General features: G+C 66.1%; 20 protein-coding genes. 14 read left to right on the top strand and 6 right to left on the bottom strand.

Annotated features, from left to right (window positions below):
• Positions 1-185: 185 nt before the first annotated feature.
• The 3 genes from ACR9ZC_RS07825 to ACR9ZC_RS07815 all read left to right on the top strand — a co-directional run bounded on the left by ACR9ZC_RS07825 (position 186) and on the right by ACR9ZC_RS07815 (position 2,533).
• Positions 186-806 (top strand): hypothetical protein, encoded by a 621-nt coding sequence (locus ACR9ZC_RS07825; RefSeq protein WP_481579876.1) that lies wholly within the window; start codon positions 186-188, stop codon positions 804-806.
• 29 nt (positions 807-835) lie between these two features.
• Positions 836-1,642, top strand: coding sequence for an endonuclease/exonuclease/phosphatase family protein (locus ACR9ZC_RS07820; RefSeq protein ID WP_331571282.1), 807 nt, complete (start codon positions 836-838; stop codon positions 1,640-1,642).
• 120 nt (positions 1,643-1,762) lie between these two features.
• A complete protein-coding gene (locus ACR9ZC_RS07815; protein ID WP_481579875.1) occupies positions 1,763-2,533 on the top strand; it encodes a ferredoxin--NADP reductase in 771 nt (256 codons plus the stop codon).
• 408 nt (positions 2,534-2,941) lie between these two features.
• Here ACR9ZC_RS07815 and ACR9ZC_RS07810 read toward each other — a convergent pair whose 3' ends face one another.
• On the bottom strand, positions 2,942-3,175 hold the full coding sequence (locus ACR9ZC_RS07810; RefSeq protein WP_481579874.1) for a hypothetical protein: 234 nt from the start codon (positions 3,173-3,175) through the stop codon (positions 2,942-2,944).
• Here ACR9ZC_RS07810 and ACR9ZC_RS07805 point away from each other — a divergent pair.
• The 4 genes from ACR9ZC_RS07805 to ACR9ZC_RS07790 all read left to right on the top strand — a co-directional run bounded on the left by ACR9ZC_RS07805 (position 3,092) and on the right by ACR9ZC_RS07790 (position 6,806).
• Positions 3,092-3,883, top strand: coding sequence for a sensor histidine kinase (locus ACR9ZC_RS07805; protein ID WP_481582618.1), 792 nt, complete (start codon positions 3,092-3,094; stop codon positions 3,881-3,883). The genes ACR9ZC_RS07810 and ACR9ZC_RS07805 overlap by 84 nt on opposite strands.
• The gene (gene rqpR, locus ACR9ZC_RS07800; RefSeq protein ID WP_331571288.1) at positions 3,880-4,539 is read left to right on the top strand and encodes a response regulator transcription factor RqpR; all 660 of its coding nucleotides are present in this window, start codon (positions 3,880-3,882) and stop codon (positions 4,537-4,539) included. Before ACR9ZC_RS07805 ends, rqpR begins: the two co-directional genes overlap by 4 nt.
• A 179-nt stretch (positions 4,540-4,718) precedes the next feature.
• On the top strand, positions 4,719-6,116 hold the full coding sequence (gene bcaP / locus ACR9ZC_RS07795; protein WP_481579873.1) for a branched-chain amino acid transporter BcaP: 1,398 nt from the start codon (positions 4,719-4,721) through the stop codon (positions 6,114-6,116).
• 153 nt (positions 6,117-6,269) lie between these two features.
• Entirely contained in the window at positions 6,270-6,806 is a 537-nt protein-coding gene (locus tag ACR9ZC_RS07790; RefSeq protein WP_331571290.1) for an SRPBCC family protein, read from the top strand.
• Between the two features lie 26 nt (positions 6,807-6,832).
• On the opposite strand, the gene ACR9ZC_RS07785 is transcribed toward ACR9ZC_RS07790, so the two are convergent.
• From ACR9ZC_RS07785 to fliE, 5 genes are all read right to left on the bottom strand, one after another.
• Complete coding sequence (locus ACR9ZC_RS07785) at positions 6,833-7,207, bottom strand: EscU/YscU/HrcU family type III secretion system export apparatus switch protein (RefSeq protein WP_481579872.1); 375 nt, start codon at positions 7,205-7,207, stop codon at positions 6,833-6,835.
• On the bottom strand, positions 7,204-8,766 hold the full coding sequence (locus ACR9ZC_RS07780) for a flagellar hook-length control protein FliK (RefSeq protein ID WP_481579871.1): 1,563 nt from the start codon (positions 8,764-8,766) through the stop codon (positions 7,204-7,206). Before ACR9ZC_RS07780 ends, ACR9ZC_RS07785 begins: the two co-directional genes overlap by 4 nt.
• A 72-nt stretch (positions 8,767-8,838) precedes the next feature.
• The gene (locus ACR9ZC_RS07775) at positions 8,839-9,168 is read right to left on the bottom strand and encodes a flagellar protein FliT (RefSeq protein WP_173255989.1); all 330 of its coding nucleotides are present in this window, start codon (positions 9,166-9,168) and stop codon (positions 8,839-8,841) included.
• On the bottom strand, positions 9,165-9,599 hold the full coding sequence (fliS, locus tag ACR9ZC_RS07770; RefSeq protein ID WP_481579870.1) for a flagellar export chaperone FliS: 435 nt from the start codon (positions 9,597-9,599) through the stop codon (positions 9,165-9,167). The genes ACR9ZC_RS07775 and fliS overlap by 4 nt, the downstream gene beginning before the upstream one ends.
• 201 nt (positions 9,600-9,800) lie before the next feature.
• The gene (fliE, locus tag ACR9ZC_RS07765; protein WP_331571298.1) at positions 9,801-10,142 is read right to left on the bottom strand and encodes a flagellar hook-basal body complex protein FliE; all 342 of its coding nucleotides are present in this window, start codon (positions 10,140-10,142) and stop codon (positions 9,801-9,803) included.
• A gap of 257 nt (positions 10,143-10,399) precedes the next feature.
• Between fliE and fliF the strand changes: the two genes are divergently transcribed.
• The 7 genes from fliF (at position 10,400) to fliL (ending at position 18,491) form a co-directional block, all read left to right on the top strand.
• Entirely contained in the window at positions 10,400-12,223 is a 1,824-nt protein-coding gene (gene fliF, locus ACR9ZC_RS07760; protein WP_481579869.1) for a flagellar basal-body MS-ring/collar protein FliF, read from the top strand.
• Positions 12,213-13,208 (top strand): flagellar motor switch protein FliG, encoded by a 996-nt coding sequence (gene fliG / locus ACR9ZC_RS07755; RefSeq protein WP_481579868.1) that lies wholly within the window; start codon positions 12,213-12,215, stop codon positions 13,206-13,208. The genes fliF and fliG overlap by 11 nt, the downstream gene beginning before the upstream one ends.
• Positions 13,195-13,869 (top strand): flagellar assembly protein FliH, encoded by a 675-nt coding sequence (fliH, locus tag ACR9ZC_RS07750; protein WP_481579867.1) that lies wholly within the window; start codon positions 13,195-13,197, stop codon positions 13,867-13,869. The genes fliG and fliH overlap by 14 nt, the downstream gene beginning before the upstream one ends.
• On the top strand, positions 13,863-15,434 hold the full coding sequence (gene fliI, locus ACR9ZC_RS07745; protein ID WP_481579866.1) for a flagellar protein export ATPase FliI: 1,572 nt from the start codon (positions 13,863-13,865) through the stop codon (positions 15,432-15,434). Before fliH ends, fliI begins: the two co-directional genes overlap by 7 nt.
• 26 nt (positions 15,435-15,460) lie before the next feature.
• Positions 15,461-15,913, top strand: a complete 453-nt coding sequence (gene fliJ / locus ACR9ZC_RS07740; RefSeq protein WP_331571307.1) for a flagellar export protein FliJ — start codon at positions 15,461-15,463, stop codon at positions 15,911-15,913.
• Between the two features lie 103 nt (positions 15,914-16,016).
• Positions 16,017-17,585 (top strand): flagellar hook-length control protein FliK, encoded by a 1,569-nt coding sequence (locus ACR9ZC_RS07735; RefSeq protein ID WP_481579865.1) that lies wholly within the window; start codon positions 16,017-16,019, stop codon positions 17,583-17,585.
• Positions 17,586-17,996: 411 nt separating this feature from the next.
• Positions 17,997-18,491 carry a flagellar basal body-associated protein FliL gene (gene fliL, locus ACR9ZC_RS07730; RefSeq protein WP_440559137.1) on the top strand — a complete coding sequence of 165 codons (495 nt, stop codon included), beginning with the start codon at positions 17,997-17,999 and terminating at the stop codon, positions 18,489-18,491.
• Positions 18,492-18,535: the final 44 nt, after the last annotated feature.

Here is an 18,535-nt window from a genome sequence, read left to right as displayed (position 1 = left end):
AAGGCGGCGCGCATTTCGCTTGCTAGTTTCACAACGAGTTCAGTGTAGCGACGCAAGTTCCGTGCGCAAAGCAAGCAGCGGGCGCCCGTTGCTGCTAATAGCGCTGAAATGCCGTCCGATGCCTTAGGCGTAAGATGAGCGCTTGCGCCCACGGCGACAAAAGGGGCGCGAAGGAGAGCTTTCGAATGGGATGCAAAATCGGTATGGCGGCTGGGTCGAGGCGGGCTTTGCGGTTCATCGTGTCGTGCGCCGTATGCTGTACCGCGCTCGCGGCGGCGGCGCAAACTGCCCCTCCACCTCCGACGCAAACAGTACCGCTCGCACCCACGGTAGCGCCGGCACCGCTGCCCGCACCGGCGCCAGCCGTACAAGCACCGGCGCCGGCCGAGCCCACCCTCGTACAGTGGCGACTCGAGGTGTTGCGCGACGGCCGCGACGTGGACACGTTCGAAGGCACGACAGCCGTCGGCCAGGCCGTCACGGCCACGCATCATCACGAGGTCGTGCATGCCGTCGGTTGCAAAAACCAGCCCGATGCGCGCATCGATCTCGCGCGGACACTGACGGTTTCGCCTATCTCCGCCGAACCGTCCGGCATCACGCTTGCAATCGACGCTCAAGAGACGATCGAGGACGAGACGGCGCAACGCACGCCCGAAGGCTGCACGCTGCCGCCGCAGCCGCGGCGCCTGGCGGCCAATCATCCCGGCCTTGTCGTGGTGCCCGGCCAACCGGCAAGCTGGACCATCGTCGAGGCGCATCCGACGCTCGTGTATCGCGTGAGCGCGAGCGTGGCCTCCCATTGAGGACAATCGAGAAGCAGGAACAGCGTGCAATGCGAAATCCCGAAGAACTGCTACGCGAGGCGGCGGCGAGTGCGAACAAGGACTTCGTCGCGGTCAGCTGGAACCTGCACAAAGGGCGCTCGCCGCTCGGGTTCACGGCTTGGAAGGCCATGCAGCGCTGGGTCGAATCGACGCACGCGGACGCCTATTTTCTGCAAGAAGCGATGGCGCGCCGCATGCCGGGGCCGGTCCTCGCGACGAGCTTCGGCGCGCCCGTGCATGAACCGCTTTCCGACGTCTGGGAATGCCAGGCCACGGAACTCGCTCACGCGCTCGAGCTCGATATCGCGCTCGGACCGAACGTGTTCAAGCCGTCCTGGCGCCACGGCAATGCGATTCTTTCACCGCATCCGCTCGATCTCGGCGGACGCTGGGACATTTCGGCGCATCGCTTCGAAAAACGCGGCCTGCTCGTCGCACGCGCGGCGTTCGCGGGCCGCTCGGTGACGCTGCTGTGCGCGCATCTGGCGCTCACGCGCTCGGCGCGGTTGCGCCAGATGCACTGGATTGCGCATTGGATCGCGCGCGAGGCGCCGGACGGTCCGCTCGTGCTGGCCGGCGATTTCAACGATTGGCGCAGCGATTCGATTCCGCTGTTCCGCGAGCACGGACTGACCGAAGTCGCAACGGAACTCGGCGAGCCCGCGCGGACCTTCCCGGCATTTTCGCCGGCGCTCGCGCTCGACAAGATGTTCGTGCGCGGGCTGACACCGGTCGAATGGCTCGCTCCGACGCAGGAAACGGCGTGGCTCTCGGATCACCTCCCCTACGTTGCGCGGCTGCGGCTCGCCGAGTGAACCGGACGGCAACGGCACGCCAGTCGCCATGCGTCGCAACAACGCATTGAGCGCCGGCGCGCCAAGCGCGGTAAAATAGCGGATTCTGCGTCCGGCGACGCCGTTCTTGTCCAAGTAGCCATGAGCAATCTCAACTCGCAAACCGTCCTTTCCGTCCACCACTGGACCGACACGCTTTTCAGCTTCACCTGCACGCGCGACACCGCGTTTCGCTTCGAGAACGGCCAGTTCACGATGGTGGGGCTCGAAGTCGACGGCAAGCCGTTGATCCGCGCCTACAGCATGGCCAGCGCGAACTACGAGGAAAACCTCGAGTTCCTGAGCATCAAGGTGCAGGACGGCCCGCTGACGTCGCGCCTCCAACATCTGAAGGTCGGCGACCAGGTGCTGATCGGCAAGAAGCCCACGGGCACGCTCGTGACGGACAACCTGCTGCCCGGCAAGACGCTCTGGCTGCTTTCGACGGGTACGGGCCTCGCGCCGTTCATGTCGCTGATCAAGGATCCGGACGTCTACGAACGCTACGAGAAGGTCGTGCTGACGCATACCTGCCGCTTCGTGGACGAGCTCGCGTACAAGGAATACATCACCGATCACCTGCCCGCGCACGAGCACATCGGTGATCTGGTCCGCGACAAGCTCATCTATTACCCGACGGTCACGCGCGAATCGTTCCATAACCGCGGCCGCATCACCGAGCTCATCGATACGCAAAAGCTCTTCGCCGACCTGAACATGCCGCCGTTCTCGGTCGAAAACGACCGCGTCATGCTCTGCGGCAGCCCGCATATGCTGCGCGACACGCGCGAACTGCTCGACAGTTTGGGGTTCAAGGAGGGCAGCAACAACGAGCCCGGCCACTACGTCGTGGAAAAGGCGTTCGTCGGCTGAAGCCGGAGCAAGCTACGCGCTGAGTGCAAACCGGAGCCGAGGCTCCGGTTTTTTTTCGCCTTTCGTGCCTCGCATCGCGCCACCGAGGGGGGGCGCCCAGGGGGGCGCTGTTGTTACTTTTGTTACATCCCGACACGCGGCTCGGCGAGGTTTGTTCGTAGGAATTAGTCTTACATCTCAACGCGCGAAAAATGTCAATCGGTACATTAAGAACCTCGTCTAAGTCTTGTCAGGTCTGATCTTTTCCTAATTTTTGAGATATGATCGACCCGACCGGTGCCGATAGGATGTAAACGATTTCTATTAGGAATTGTCTTGCTACAAGTTGTAAGTACCGTTACGGGCGGCGTCGGGATTTTCCGCGGCGCATGTGACGAGCAGTAGTTCGCCGTTTTCCAGCCGCTTAGCTTAGAAGAAGCCGTTTTCCGCGATGAGTGAACGTCCGATCGATTTCCCGCGCGACGACGAGAGCATGGCCACCTCGATGGCCTGCTCTTTCGAGGCGCCCCTCCCGCCCGATCCGGCCGGCCCCGCAGCCGGGGGGAAGATGTCGCTGCCCTGAAAAAACGCCTGCGCGAGCTTGCCGGCGAACTCGTACTGGCCTGTGAAGCGGCCCGCGAGCATCTCGCGCGCGAGCTGCATGACGGCGTCGGCCCCGAACTGACCGCCGCGCGCTTTGCGCTTGCGGGCGTGCAGCCGAGCGTGACGGCCAAGCGCGACGTCTGCGCAACCGAGGCGTTCGCCATTGCGCAACGCTCGCTCGAAGCCGCCTGCGAAGCCAGCCATCGTATCGTCTCCGATCTGCACGCACCGCACTTCGAGGGCGGCATCGTGGGCGCACTCGCTCACTGGACGCATGCGTTCACCGAACGCACGGGCTTGCGCACGAGCGTCGTGTGCGCCGCCGATGTTCGCCTCACTCAACTGCCGCAAGGTGCGGCGCTCGCCGTCTTTCGCGTGGCGCAAGAAGCGTTGAGCAACGTCGCGAAGCACGCTCTGGCCTCGTGCGCGGACGTGCGCATCGAAACGGATGCGCGCTATCTCACGCTGATCGTCAGCGACGACGGGCGCGGCATCCGGCGCCGCCGACGCTCCGATCGGGTACGGACGGTGGGCTTCGGTCTGGCGGGGATGCGCGCACGCTGCGAGGCATTCGACGGTTCGCTGCGCGTCGTCACGCGCGGTGCGCCCGCAAGCGGTTCATCCAGGGCCTTCGCCGATGGCTTGCCGCAAGGCATCGGCGAAGGTCCCGGTACGACGGTACGCGCGCGTTTTGGCTGGGACGCGATCCTGGAAGCACGCGACGCCCGCGCCGATGCGGGCGGCTTGGCGACGAGGCAGGCCACATGACACTACGCATCATGCTCGCCGACGACCATGCGATCGTGCGCCAGGGCGTCCGGCAGCTCCTGCTCAATCACAGTGTGGCGCGTGAAGTCGTCGAAGCCGACAACGGCGCGCAGGCGCTGATGGGCGTGGATGCCGGAGAGCCCTTCGATCTCGTGCTGCTCGACATTTCGCTGCCGGACATGAACGGTGTCGAGGTGCTCAAAAGAATGAAACGGCGCGCGCCGCGCACGCCCGTCATGATGTTCTCGATGTTTCGCGAGGATCAGTACGCCGTGCGCTCGCTGAAGGCCGGCGCGTCGGGGTACCTCTCGAAGACGGTCACGGCGGCGCAGATGATCGAGGCGATCCGGCAAGTCGCCGCCGGGCGCAAGTACGTGAGCCCGGCGCTCGCCGAAGCGCTCGCCGAATACGTATCGTTCGACGGGGACCAGCTCCCGCACGAAAAGCTGTCCGACCGCGAATATCAGACGCTTTGCATGCTGGCTTCGGGCAAGCGGCTGACCGACATTGCCCACACGCTCTCGCTCTCGGTCAAGACGGTCAGCGTCTACCGTACCCGGCTGCTCGAAAAAATGAAGCTGCGCAACAACGCCGAGCTGACCTACTACGTGATGAGCAACCGCCTCGTCGACTTCAATCCGGTCATGAACAGCTGAATCGGGATCTGTCGCTCCGGCGCGCACCATTTCAGTGCGTTCGCGCTCGCTCGGTCCTAGCGATTATTCTGGTTTTCTGACGCGTCTCTAATCCAGCCAAGGCCGATCCGCTAGAATTGCGGGTTTTCACGGCGGCCGGCACACGCACCTTGCCGGTGCATTTCGGAGATTCGCCCTTCATGTCCCTCTTCCGCAAAAAGAACGTCGAGCAGATGATTGCCGGCGCTGAGCGCACCGGCCTCAAAAAGGCGCTCGGCGCGCTCGACCTGACGTTTCTCGGCGTCGGCGCCATCATCGGCACCGGCATCTTCGTGCTGACCGGCACGGGCGCCGTGCAAGCCGGCCCCGCGCTGATGATCGCGTTTTTGATCGCCGCCGTCGCCTGTGCGCTCGCGGGTCTCGCGTACGCCGAATTCGCTTCGACGATTCCGGTGGCGGGCTCGATCTATACGTACTCCTACGCCACGCTCGGCGAGCTCGCGGCCTGGATCATCGGCTGGGACCTGATGCTCGAGTACGGTCTCGCCACCTCCGCGGTATCCGTCGGCTGGTCGGGCTACCTGCAGTCGCTGCTCGCCGGCTTCGGACTCAAGCTGCCGCTGGCCCTGAGCGCCGCCCCCGGTACGGTGCCGGGCGAGGTGACGCTGTTCAATCTGCCCGCGTTTCTCGTCATGATGGTGATCACGACGCTGCTGTCCGTGGGCGTGCGCGAATCGACGCGCGTGAACAACGCCATGGTCGCGATCAAGGTGGCCGTCGTGCTGGCCGTCATCGCGGTGGGCGCGTTCCATGTGCAGCCTGCCAACTGGCATCCGTTCATGGCAAATGGGTGGCACGGCGTATTCGGGGCCGCGGCGGTGATGTTCTTCGCCTTCATCGGCTTCGATTCGGTCTCCTCGGCGGCCGAAGAGGTCAAGAATCCGAAGCGCGACTTGCCGATCGGCATCATTGCCTCGTTGGCCGTATGTGCCGTGCTCTATGTCGCCGTGGCAGCCGTCGTGACGGGGATCGTCCCGTCGGCGCAATTCGCGGGCATCTCTCATCCGGTCTCCTACGCGCTGCAAGTGGCGGGCGAGCGATGGGTGGCCGGCTTCATCGATCTCGGTGCGGTGCTCGGCATGCTCACCGTCATTCTCGTCATGAGCTACGGGCAAACGCGCATCATCTTCGCGATGTCGCGCGACGGCCTGTTGCCGAAGTCGCTCTCGAGCGTTCATCCGCGCTTCGCGACACCGTTCAAGACGACCTGGCTCGTGGGCCTGTTCTTCGGACTGATCGGCGCGCTCGTGCCGCTCGATGTGCTCGCCGAGCTCATCAACATCGGCACGCTCGCGGCTTTCTCGATGGTGTCGATCGCCGTGCTGATCCTGCGGCGCACCCACCCGGACCTGCCGCGCGCATTTCGCTGCCCCGGCGTGCCGGTGCTGCCGCTGCTGGCCGTCGCAGCGTGCGTGTTTCTGATGGTGAACCTGCAGTGGATCACCTGGGCCGCCTTCCTGATCTGGCTCGCTCTGGGTCTGTTCGTCTATTTCGGCTATTCGCGCCGCCGTTCGCATCTGGCCCCGGTACCGCGCTGATACGCGCGTTCTTGCGTCGCGCCCCGCCCCGAGCGGGGCGGCGTCGCGCCGCAGCCAATTCGCGGAACCACCCTGCTTCACAAGGTACATAATGGAAGCGGCCGGCCGGTGGCTCGGCCGCCCTTTGGACTTTCACGAGAGGGAGGCAATGCAATGGAATCGACGCACAGCTATACGCTGCCCGTACCGCCACAACGCGCCTGGGATGCACTGAACGATGCACAAGTCCTGCGCGCATCGATCCCGGGATGCGACCATCTCGTTGCGGATGGCGAAGAAGCGTTCGCCTTCGCCGTCAATACGTCGCTGGATGGGGTCAAAGCGCGGTTCACCGGTCATATGCGAATGATCCGTGGCGAGGCCCCGCGCGCCTGCACGCTGCGTTTCGAAAGCGAGGCCGGCAGCGAGGCTGGCGCAGTAGGCAGCGCCCACCTGGAACTCGAAGCCGATGGCGAAGCGTCCACTACGTTGTCGTGCGTCTCGCGCGGCTCGACGAACGGCACGAGCGGCACCGTCATGAAAGTGGCCGACGAATTCGTCAAGCGCTTTGCGGCCCATGTGACGAGCGACGGTGCCGGCGCCGAGAGCGATGCACCCCAGCCCGGCGACCCTTCGGTCCAGCATGCGGCAGTGGCGGAATCGGCGCCTACCGGTAAAGGCGCCAAATCATGGAAGGCCTGGAAGGCCTGAATCACCCGGCGTTGAATGCCCGGAAATCAATTGGCCGGAAGCAGCGGGTAAGGCGGATGCCCCGCCTCGCCCGGCCCCGTTTGCCGTTGCGTGGAATCGGGCGCGTCAGCAGGCAAAGCTTCGCCCGTATCGCCCGCGCCGCTTTCGAGCCGATAGAGCCAGGCGAGCAGCTCCGCCACGGCTTGATAGAGTTGCGGCGGGATGCGTGAATCGAGATCGACCTGCATCAGCAACAACACCATCTCGGGCGAGCGATGAACGTAAAGCCCGGCTTCCTCGGCGCGCTGCACGATCATGTCGGCAAAGAGCCCGTAGCCCTTTGCGATGACGCGCGGCGCGCTATCTCCCGACTTCGCGTCATAAGCGAGCGCCGCCGCGCTCTTGCGCGTCGTGCGGCTCATGCCCCGCTCCAATCGAACGGATCGTCGAACAGACGATCGAGCGGCGAATGAGGCGCGCGCGCAGCCGTTGACGGTGCCGCCGTTTCCGCGGGCGCACGTTCCCATTGATCGACGGCCGAAGTCGTGTCGTGTACCTGCGCCTCGGCCGCCGTCGCCGCAGCACGGGCGTACGCCGAAGTGGCGGCTTGCCCGGCGCCGCTCGCGGCACCCGCCGCCGGTCCGCCGATCTCCCTCACCGTGAGGCCCGCGAGCTCGATACCCGCCGCCTCGAGCCGGCGACCGAAGGCCGCGCCGCCCGTCGCGAGCCGGGCCGCGCCCGCTGCGCTTGCCTGAACCCGGACGATCAGTTGGGAACCGCGCAGCATGAGGTCCGCGTCCACTGTACCGAGCGTGGGCAACGTCAGCGTGAGCCGCGTGCGCCATGCCTGCTCGCTATCCGCATCGGCCTCGCCCGGTCGCCCGCGGCGCGGGTCGTCGGGCTCGATCGTCCAGTCGAGCTTCGCACCGGGCCACACCTCGCCGCTCCAGCGAAATTGCTCCGTCGCGAGCAAATCGAGCTGCTGCCGCACGAGCGGGATCGTGGCGGGATGAATCGATGCCGCAACCGAGCCCGGCGCGCTGCCGGCCGCTTGCAATGCGCGCGCGGCCGAGCCGGTTTGCGCCTGCGCTGCCTTGTCCGAATCCGTACCGACCTGTGTCGAGATGCCAGGCACTTGCCGCGCACCTGCGTAGGCAGCCGCGTCCGAGCGCGCCTGCGAGGCGAGCGCCGACGCCAGCAATTGCGCGGCAGCCGCGTGCCCAGGCATGGGCATACCGGACAAGCCCCCGTCCGGCGCCGCGCCGCCCCATCCGGAAAGTTGCGGACCGGCCGAGACGAAGCCGGCGTCGTCGGCATCGCTCCAGTCGAGCGAAAGCTGGGAAGTCTCGGCGGCAAGCCGCGCTTGCGGCTCCTTGAGCAGTGCCTCGGCGGGATAGCCGCCGCTCAGCCACTGCGCGAGATGGGATTCGTAGAAGAGACCCGTTTCGGCGACGGTGCTCGCCAACGCACTGGCGAGCGCGGCGACGGGCAAGTTCGCCGCCGATGCAACCAGAGCGACCGAACCGGACGATGCGGGGGCATCGGCGGCGAACGGCCCGCTCGCGCCTGTCTGAGCAGCCGAGCCGCTTCGCGTATCGGCCGCGGCGGCTGGCTCGCCCGCTGTCGCTGTGGCTGCCGCCGTCGCGGCGAAGAGTCCTTCGGGCAGACCCGCTTGTGCATCGATGGCCGGCGGCGCCGGCCAGATCGGCGTCTCGCCGAGCACGGCCGGCGTAGCCTCGCCGCCGATTCGCGAAATGGCGTCGAGCGTCAGCGCGACTTCGGACAACGTGGCTTGAGCCGAGGCCGGCAGCGGCGTATCGACGAGCGGCGCACCCAGCGTGGGGGCCGCGCTCATATCGCTCGCCTGCGTGGACGCGCCTGTCTGGGCGGCGGCCGTGCGCGAGCCCGCAGCGACACTGTCGATGAGGCTGTCGATGCGGCTCGCCAGCACCGTGGCCAGCCTCGAGTCGATTCCTGTCATGCAGGGTCCTGAGCTGCCCCGTCGCCGCACGAGGCGGTACGAAGACCTTGGATAAAATGAGCGCCGCGCCGCCTAGCGCGCGCCGAACAATTCCTTGAGCACGTGCGCGGGGCGCCGCGCCGAGAAAAACACCGACAGCCGCGCTACGCTGGGATTGGCGAGATCGCGGATCGCGGCATCGTCGGCCAGGATCTGGCGGATCAGATCGAATTTGCGCCCGCGCTCGTTTTCGCTGAGCGGCGCGCCGGCATCCATCTCCCGCAGCATATCGACGAGCACGCGATACTCTTCCTGCAATTCGATCAAGTCGTTCCAGAGCGCCTTGCGGGCTGCGGCCAACATGCGGGCCGAGACGGCGGCGATTGCTTCGTAATGCGCAAGATATTCTGCTGTCGCGTTCATCGTTGAACTTCCGGGGAGCCTTGGGCCGCGACGCGCGCAATTTCGCCGCCGATGCCGATCCAGGCTTCCTCCAGCGTCGCCAGCAGGCCGTCCACCTCGAGCAGGATCGCATCGCTTTGCTCGAGATTGGCCTCCAGGAGACGCCGGGTCATATAGCTGTAGAGAGCGTCGAGGCGCGCCGCAACCTCGCCGCCCACTTCCATGTTGAGCGATGCCTGAAGGCCGCTGCCGATAATCGCAAGCGCCTTGCCGATGGCTTCGCCGCGTGGGCCGATGTTGCCTTGCTGCAAATGCATGCGTGCCTGCGCAATGGCTCGCCGGGCGCCCTGGTAGAGCATCAGGATCAGTTGATGCGGATTCGCGCCCATCACCCCTGTCTCGACGCCGACACGCGCGTACGCGTTCGCTCCAGCGTGGCCTTGGGAAAACATCGGCGCCTCTCCTATTTTGTTCAATGGTTGCGGAAATTCGTGAAAAGCGACGCTTCTTGCGAAACGTACGGCACAGCGCTCGTGCCAGCACCCCGTAGCCAGCGCACCGTGCTCATATCGCGGTTATCGGATCAACCGGACCAAAGCTTTAGACGAAATTACGAACCTTTCTACCAGGCACGCGCGGCCCGCGTGCGCCTGTCACACCGACATCTGCATGATCTCGTTATAGGCGGTCACGAGCTTGTTGCGCACCTGCAGGCCGAATTGGAAGCCGATGTTCGCCTTCTGCATATCGACCATGACGTCGTTGAGCGACACATTCGATGCGCCGAGCTCGAACGCCTGCGATTCGCCGACCGCCTTTTGCTGATCGCCGCTGATCTTGTCGAGCGAGCTTTTAAGCGCCGCGGCAAAGCTGCCGGCGCCGCTCGCTTCCGTCTTCTCGCCAAGCGTGACCGAGCGGGCACCGCCGGCCGCCTCGGCCGCCATCGACCGCATCTGCGCGAGAGCCGATTCGAGCGGATTGACTGGCACAGTCATAGTTTCTCCGGGAGGGAAAAGGGCTGAAACGATGATCGGAGACAGGCCAGCGCTTGCCGACCCATTCACCGATCAGGAATGGAGCATAGCAGCGGCCCTTTTGCCAAACCCGCGAAACTAGGGGGAAAACCCGGCTCTATTCGACTGATAGCGCCGCGGGCCGCCTGGTGATAATCCTTCTCGTGAAAGTGTCCACCCGCGCCCGCTCCAGGGCCGGCGCCGGTTGGTCACCCCCGCATCCCGGAGAACCCCGACGCATGGATTCGCAGGCCAATTCCTTGATCAACCCCGACGCTCGCATGAGCCTGGCGGGCGCGCAGCCCGGCGCGGCGGCGGCAGGCGCCTTGCCTGGCGCCGGTGGCGTCGGTGCGGGCGGCGCCGAGCTCGGCGGCCTCGCTCAGCGCTTCTCGTCGCTTTCGCAAATGCGCGGCAACCCGCGCGCACCATTGATCTTCGCGGTGGCCGTCCTCATCGCCGCCATCTCCGCCCTCATTCTCTGGACCCGTTCGCCCGACTACCGGATTCTCTATAGCAACCTCTCCGATCAGGACGGCGGCGCCATCGTCGCTGCATTGCAGCAGGCCAACGTCCCCTACAAGCTCTCGGAAAGCGGTGGCGCGATTCTCGTGCCGTCCGACCAAGTCGCCGAAATGCGGCTGCGGCTCGCTTCGCAAGGCCTGCCCAAGAGCGGTTCAGTCGGCATGGAGCTGATGGACCGCGAAAAATTCGGCATCAGCCAGTTTGCCGAGCAGGTCAACTATCAGCGCGCCCTGGAAGGCGAACTCGAGCGCACGATCCAGTCGATCTCCGTCGTGCGGGCCGCGCGCGTGCATCTGGCGATTCCGAAGCCGACCGTATTCGTGCGCGAGCGCGAAGCGCCGTCCGCCTCCGTGCTCGTCAACCTCTACCCGGGCCGCACGCTCGATGAAGGCCAGGTATCGGCCATCCAGCATATGGTCGCGTCCAGCGTGCCCCAATTGCCGTTCAAGAACGTGACCGTCGTGGACCAGGACGGCAATCTGCTCACGCAACCGGCCTCGGGTAACGGCCTCGACGCGACCCAACTCAAGTACGTTCAGCAGATCGAGCACAACACGCAACGGCGAATCGATGCCATTCTCGCGCCGCTGTTCGGTGCGGGCAACGCGCACTCGCAAGTGAGTGCTGACATCGATTTCTCGCAAAGCGAGCAGACGGCCGAGTCCTACGGCCCGAACGGCACCCCGCAGCAGGCCGCGATCCGCAGCCAGCAGACGAGCTCGGCGACGGAAGTCGGCCAGAGCGCCGCGGGCGGCGTGCCGGGCGCGCTCTCGAATACGCCGCCGCAGCCGGCTTCGGCACCGATCGTTGCAGCCAGCGGTGCGTCGGCTTCGGCAAACTCCACGCCGATCAGCGAGCAGAAGAACGCGACCACCAATTACGAGCTCGACAAGCGCGTCTCCCATATGGAGCAACCGATGGGCGGCATCAAGCGGCTCTCGGCGGCGGTCGTGATCAACTACAAGCGGGTGGTCGACGCGAAGGGCCACGCCACGATGCAGGCCCTCACGGCCGACGAGCTCGCCAAGGTCAACCAACTCGTCAAGGACGCGATGGGCTTCGACGCGAAGCGCGGCGACTCCGTGAACATCGTGAACAGCACGTTCTCGACCGAAGAGGATCCGCTCGCCAACGTGCCGTGGTGGCGCCAGCCGAACATGATCGAGCTCGCTGTCCAGGCGGCGAAGTGGATCGGTATCGGCATCGCGGCGCTGGTCCTCTATCTGGTCATGGTCAAGCCGGCGCTCAAGCGCGCATTCCCGCCGCTGCCCGCGCCGGGAAGCCAGGCAGCAGCGCTGGCCGGCAACGGTATCGGCACACCCGACGAGCCGGTGCTGCTCGACGGCATCCCGGCGAACGGCGGCGCATCGCCGGTCACGAACGCCATCGAGCAAAACAGTGAAATGGAAATCAACCTGCTCGCGTTCGAGAACGAGAAGCAGAAATTCGAGCGGAACCTCGACTATGCGCGGACGATCGCGCGCAAGGATCCGAAGATCGTAGCAACCGTCGTCAAGAATTGGGTGTCCGATGAGCGCTGAAGGCGTAACCAAAAGCGCGCTGCTTCTGATGTCGCTCGGCGAAGAAGAGGCCGCACAGGTATTCAAATTCCTCGGGCCGCGCGAGGTGCAGAAGATCGGCGCGACGATGGCGTCGCTCAAGAACGTGACGCGCGAGGAAGTGGAAACGGTGCTGCAGGATTTCGTCAAGGCGGCCGAGCAGCACACGGCGATGTCGCTCGATTCGGGCGATTACATCCGCTCGGTGCTGACCAAAGCGCTCGGCGAAGACAAGGCCGGCGTGCTCATCGACAGGATCTTGCAAGGCAGCGATACGAGCGGCATCGAGGGACTCAAGTGGATGGACTCGCCGGCCGTGGCCGAGCTCATCAAGAACGAGCACCCGCAGATCATCGCGACGATCCTCGTGCACCTGGACCGCGATCAGGCTTCGGAAATCCTCTCGTGCTTCACCGATCGCCTGCGCAACAACGTGCTGCTGCGCATCGCGACGCTCGACGGTATTCAGCCGCAGGCGCTGCGCGAACTCGACGACGTGCTGACGGGCCTGCTTTCCGGCAGCGACAACCTGAAGCGCAGCCCGATGGGCGGCATCCGCACCGCGGCCGAGATCCTGAACTTCATGACAAGCGTGCACGAGGAATCGGTGCTCGAAAACGTCAAGCAGTACGACGCGGACCTCGCGCAGAAAATCGTCGACCAGATGTTCGTTTTCGAGAACCTGCTCGATCTGGAAGACCGGGCGATTCAGCTCCTGCTCAAGGAAGTGGAGTCCGAAGCGCTCATCATCTCGCTCAAGGGCGCGCAGCCCGCGCTGCGTCAGAAGTTCCTCTCGAACATGTCGCAGCGTGCGGCCGAGCTGCTCGCGGAAGACCTCGATTCGCGCGGTCCCGTGCGCGTCTCCGAAGTCGAAACGCAGCAACGGCGTATCCTGCAGATCGTGCGCAATCTGGCGGAAAGCGGCCAGATCGTGATTGGCGGAAAGGCGGAAGATGCATATGTCTGATTCCGGGCGTCAGAGCGACGGTCAGATCTCGGCGTACCAGCGCTGGGAGATGGCTTCGTTCGATCCGCCTCCGCCCCCCGATCCCGTCGCCGATCGCGCTCACGAGCGCGAGCTGCAGCGCCTGCGCGACGAAGCGCACGCGCAGGGCCTCGCCTCGGGCCACGTGGCCGGCCAGGCATTGGGCTATCAGGCAGGTTTCGATCAAGGCCTCGCTCAAGGTTTCGAAAAAGGCCGTCAGGAAGCGCTGGCCGAAGCGGCGCGGCTGGCCAGTCTCGCCGAATCGTTCAAGGCCGCCGTCGACGGCGTGCAAAGCGAGCTCTCCGAAACGCTCGTCGCCCTGGCGCTCGATGTCGCCCAGCAGGTCGTGCGGCAGCATATCGCGCACGATCCGGTCGCGCTCGTCGCCTGCGCGCGCGAGGTGCTGGCCGCCGAGCCCGCGCTCACGGGCGCACCGCAACTCGTCGTCAATCCGGCCGATCTGCCGGTTGTCGAAGCCTATTTGAAGGAAGAACTCGAAGCGCTGGGCTGGAGCGTGCGCACCGACGCCACGATCGAGCGCGGCGGCTGCCGCGCGCATGCCGCGAGCGGCGAGATCGACGCGTCCATCGGATCGCGCTGGGAGCGCGTGGCGGCGGCACTCGGCAAGGTGACCCAATGGTGACCGAGCGCGCCGTCGATGCACTGCGCGCGAGCGGCATGTCGCCGCTCGAAGTCGAACTCGCCCTCGCTTCGTTCGGCCCCGAAGGCGCGCCCGAGACGGCGCCCGTCGATGCCGGCGTGCTCTCGCGTGGACGCCGCGCGATTACCGCGCCCACGTTGCGCATGCCGCTCGCGACGCCCGACCCCGCGCTGGCCGCCAATCCGCATCTCGCCGCCTGGCGCGCGCGGCTGAACGGCCTGGGCCAGCGCAATGCGCTCGCCCGGCCGCTGTCCGCCTGCGGGCGGCTCACGCGCGCGGCCGGCCTCGTGCTGGAGGCGGTGGGCCTGCGGCTCGGCGTCGGAGCCGAATGCATGATCGAGCTGCCGCCCGGCAGCCCGTACGCGATGGCCGAAGCCGAAGTCGTCGGTTTCGCCGCGGAGCGCCTGTTCCTCATGCCGACGACCGAAGTCGCCGGCCTGTTGCCGGGCGCACGCGTCTTTCCGCGCGAAAGCGCGCCGGTGGCCGATCCGCTTGCCGGCGCCAAGCGCCTGCCGGTGGGCTGGGGCATGCTCGGGCGCGTCGTGGACGCTTCGGGGCGCCCGCTCGACGGCCTCGGCGAACTCGACACAGGCGCCGACGCCCCGCTCTCGGCCCCGTCGATCAACCCGCTGCAGCGCGAACCGATCCACAGGGTGCTCGACGTGGGCGTGCGTGCGATCAACGGCCTGCTCACCGTCGGACGCGGCCAGCGCATGGGTCTGTTCGCCGGTTCGGGTGTCGGTAAATCGGTGCTGCTCGGCCAAATGGCGCGCTACACGAGTGCCGAAGTCATCGTGATCGGCCTCATCGGCGAGCGGGGCCGCGAAGTGAAGGAATTCATCGAGCAGATCCTCGGCGAAGACGGGCTCGCGCGTTCGGTCGTCGTCGCCGCGCCGGCCGACGTCTCGCCGCTGCTGCGCATGCAGGGCGCTGCTTACGCCACCTCGCTCGCCGAATATTTCCGCGACCAGGGCAAGCATGTGCTGCTGCTGATGGACTCGCTCACGCGTTACGCAATGGCGCAACGCGAGATCGCACTCGCGATCGGCGAGCCGCCCGCGACGAAAGGCTATCCGCCTTCGGTCTTCGCCAAGCTGCCGGCCCTCGTCGAGCGCACGGGCAACGGCCCCGCGGGCGGCGGCTCGATCACCGCGTTCTACACGGTGCTGACCGAGGGCGACGACCAGCAGGACCCCATCGCCGACGCGGCCCGCGCGATTCTCGACGGTCATATCGTGTTGTCCCGCACGCTGGCGGAAGCCGGACATTACCCGGCGATCGACATCGAAGCGTCGATTTCGCGAGCGATGACGGCACTGATCGACGATAAACATCTGGATCGCGTGCGTATTTTCAAACAGATGCTGTCGCGCTACCAGCGCAATCGCGATCTGATCAACGTCGGGGCCTACGCGAGCGGCCGCGACGCATTGCTGGACCGAGCGATTGCGCTCTATCCGCGCATCGAGGCTTTCCTGCAGCAGGGTTTTCGCGAATGCGCAGCATTCGATTCAAGCCTCACGATGCTGGGTGCGTTGTTCGAGTAAATGGGTGACAAACAAGGAGTCACAGGATGGCGAAGCATTTTCCGATCAAGACGCTCGTCGATCTCGCTCAGGACGATCTGGACGCTGCCACCAAGCAGCTCGGACGTGTACAGCGCGAGCGTGCCGACATCGAGACGCAGTTGGCCGACTTGATCCGCTATCGCGACGAATATCACGCAAGTTTCTCGAACTCCGCGCAAGCCGGCATGCCGGCCGGAAACTGGCGCAACTTCCAGGCGTTCATCGATACCCTCGATGCCGCCATCGACCAGCAGCGGCGTCTCCTGGCAGCCGCCACCTCGCGCGTGGAGGCCGCCAAGCCCGAGTGGGTGCGGCAAAAGCAGAAGCTCGGCTCCTACGAAGTGCTGCAAGCGCGCGGCGAAGCCGCCGAAGCGCGCGTGGCCGCCAAACGCGAGCAGCGCGAATCCGACGAACACGCCGCGAAGATCCTGCGCATGCGCGCGGAGAGTTTGAACTGATTGACTGACCGGCCGGATCGGACCGCCGGCCGTCCGATTATTGAATCGATTTATCCGATGCGTCGCCAGACGATGACAGGCGCACGGCAGCAAGGGGCATCACATGTCGTTTTTCTCTTTCCTCGACTCGGTTTCGGGCCCGGGCGCCGCCACAGGCAAGGCCGCCGCGGCCCGCCAGTCGGCGAGTTCCGCCACGCCTGCCGTACCGTTCTCGCAGACGCTGCAGCAAAGCATCGACGCGCAGCAAAGCGCGCCGGCACCTGCCAAGGCCGAACCCGCCAACAACGCGAAAAATAGTTCGCCGGCCAGCTCGGGCAATGCCGCGGATGCGGCCAATTCAGCCGCCGCGCAAGCCAACTCGGCAAACGCGGGCGGGGCGAAGCCGGCTGACAGCGGTTCGCAGGCCGACGCAGCGGCGAGTACCAGCGCGAATACGGCTGGAAACTCCGCGGGCACGAGCGACGGGACGAAGGCGAGCGGCAACGAAAAGCGCACGGATGGCACGAACGGCGACCGACAGGCCAGCGCCTCGCAAAACGCGAATGCCAATGGAGGGAGCGCCGCCGATCAGGCCGCGGCCAGCGCCGCGGCGGCAGCGCAGGCCCAGGCGCAAGCTCAGGCGGGCGCACAAAGCGCGCAAAGCGATGCCGCAAGCGCTGCCACCACCGACGGCAATTCCGAGCTGGCGGGCGTGATGGCGACGGGCGGCAAGAAAACCGGCACGGCCGAGCCCAAATCGGTGCGGGCCGCATTGGAAGCTGCCCTCGCGGCGCAAATGGGCGGCCAAGGCGCCGTGGCGGCTGCGGCAGCAGGCCCGGGCGGAGCCACGGTGCTCGGCAACAGCGGCAATACCGGCGCCGGCGGACTCGGCACGGGTAATCTCGCGAACGGCGTCGGTGCGCCGCCGCTCTCGTCGAAGGGCCTGGCGGCACTGACCGGCGACGGAAAGAACGGCAATGCCGGCGCGGCCAACGCGGCAGCGCTGAACGCCAAGGCGGCGCAAGGCGGCGCCAACGCACAGGACGCGAGCGCGTCGGCTGCCCAGGCGCTCGCGGCAAGCGGCGCCTCGAATCCCGGCGCCGCCGCGGACTTCTCCACACTGAAGGACACGGCCGAAGCGGCACGCGCCGCGCTGGCCGCCGCTCAGGCGGCTCAGCAGGCACAAGGCACGCAGGCGACGAGTGCGACCGCCGCCGCGGCCACGACGAGCGCATCGGCCGCGGCGGCCACGCTCGCGCCGCAGGTCGGCACGCCCGATTGGGAAGACGCGCTGAGCCAGAAAGTCGTCTTCCTCTCCAACGCTCATCAGCAAAGCGCGGAACTCACGCTCAATCCGCGCGATCTGGGTCCGCTGCAAGTCGTGTTGCAAGTCGCGGACAATCACGCCCACGCGCTGTTCGTCTCGCAGCACGCGCAGGTTCGCGAAGCCGTGGAAGCCGCGCTGCCGAAGCTGCGCGACGCGCTCGAAGCGGGCGGCCTCGGGCTCGGCAGCGCAAGCGTCAGCGATGGCTTCGCGCGTCAGAACGGCCAGCAAGACGCCCGCTCGGGCAACGGCGGCAACGGCCGGGGCCGCGGCGGCAGCTTCGGGGGCGGCAGTGCGGACGATGCCGTCGCCTCGACGGCGAGCGTCCCGGTGCGCCGCCAAGTCGGAATCGTCGATACCTTCGCCTGACGGCACCCTGGCGCAGCAGTTTGGACCGATGGCAACCGGCAGCTCCGGTTGCCAGCCCCGCAGCGCGACTGACGCCTCGAGCGCCCGACTCGCCTCACCGCCCTCGTCTTCCCTTGCGCCCGCGCCGGCCGAGCAGTTCGACCGGCAGCATCAAGGAATCCCACCGCGTGCCGATAACGCAGAGACCACCTCGCGCGGCCCTGGCGTCATCGCGGTCCGTTTTTTGCTCTGATCTGAGCAATGAATACGCCCTGTCCCGGCTCACTTTCCGCCGCGACGGGCCCGCGGCGCTGGGTTTGACCGGCCGGGTCAAAGAGACGAGATGGCATCGAATCTCCCTTCTTTTCGGCTTATCGCCGAAAGCGGCTTTGACCAACAATCCTACCTATCGCTCATAAGCAACGCATTGCCATGGCAACCACGACCGCAACGCAGCAGCCAGCCGCCACCTCCGCCAAGCCCGGGAAACTGACACGTCTCGTGCTGATCGTTCTGATCGCCCTCGGGGCCGCCGCGGCAGCCGCGGGCGGTACGTACTTCTTTCTCGCCAAGCATGGTCCGTCGAAGCCCGTGGCGCCTCCGCCGCCTCCGCCGCCCGTGTTTTTCGCGCTCGATCCGATGACGGTGAACCTGCTCTCGGACGACGGCCAGCATTACCTGCGCGTGGGCCTCACGCTGAAGATCGCCGACGAGAAGATGCAGGCGCGCCTGACCGAGCACATGCCCGAGCTGCGCAGCCGGATCCTGCTCGATCTGTCGAACAAGCATCCGGAGGAACTCTCGACGCTCGAAGGCAAGCATGCCCTCGCGAACGAGCTCAGGACGCTGATCGAGCAGCCGACCGATGCCGGCGCGCCGCCGGCCAAGGTACAGGAAGTGCTGTTCACGGAATTCGTCGTCCAGTAATGGGTCGCCGGTCGAAGGCATTGCGCCGCATCCCACCAATCGCA

It is taken from the genome of Trinickia sp. HAY1-2D, from assembly GCF_056754935.1.
The sequence above is the reverse complement of the archived record's forward strand: the minus strand, read 5'-3'. Positions and strand labels throughout refer to the sequence as shown.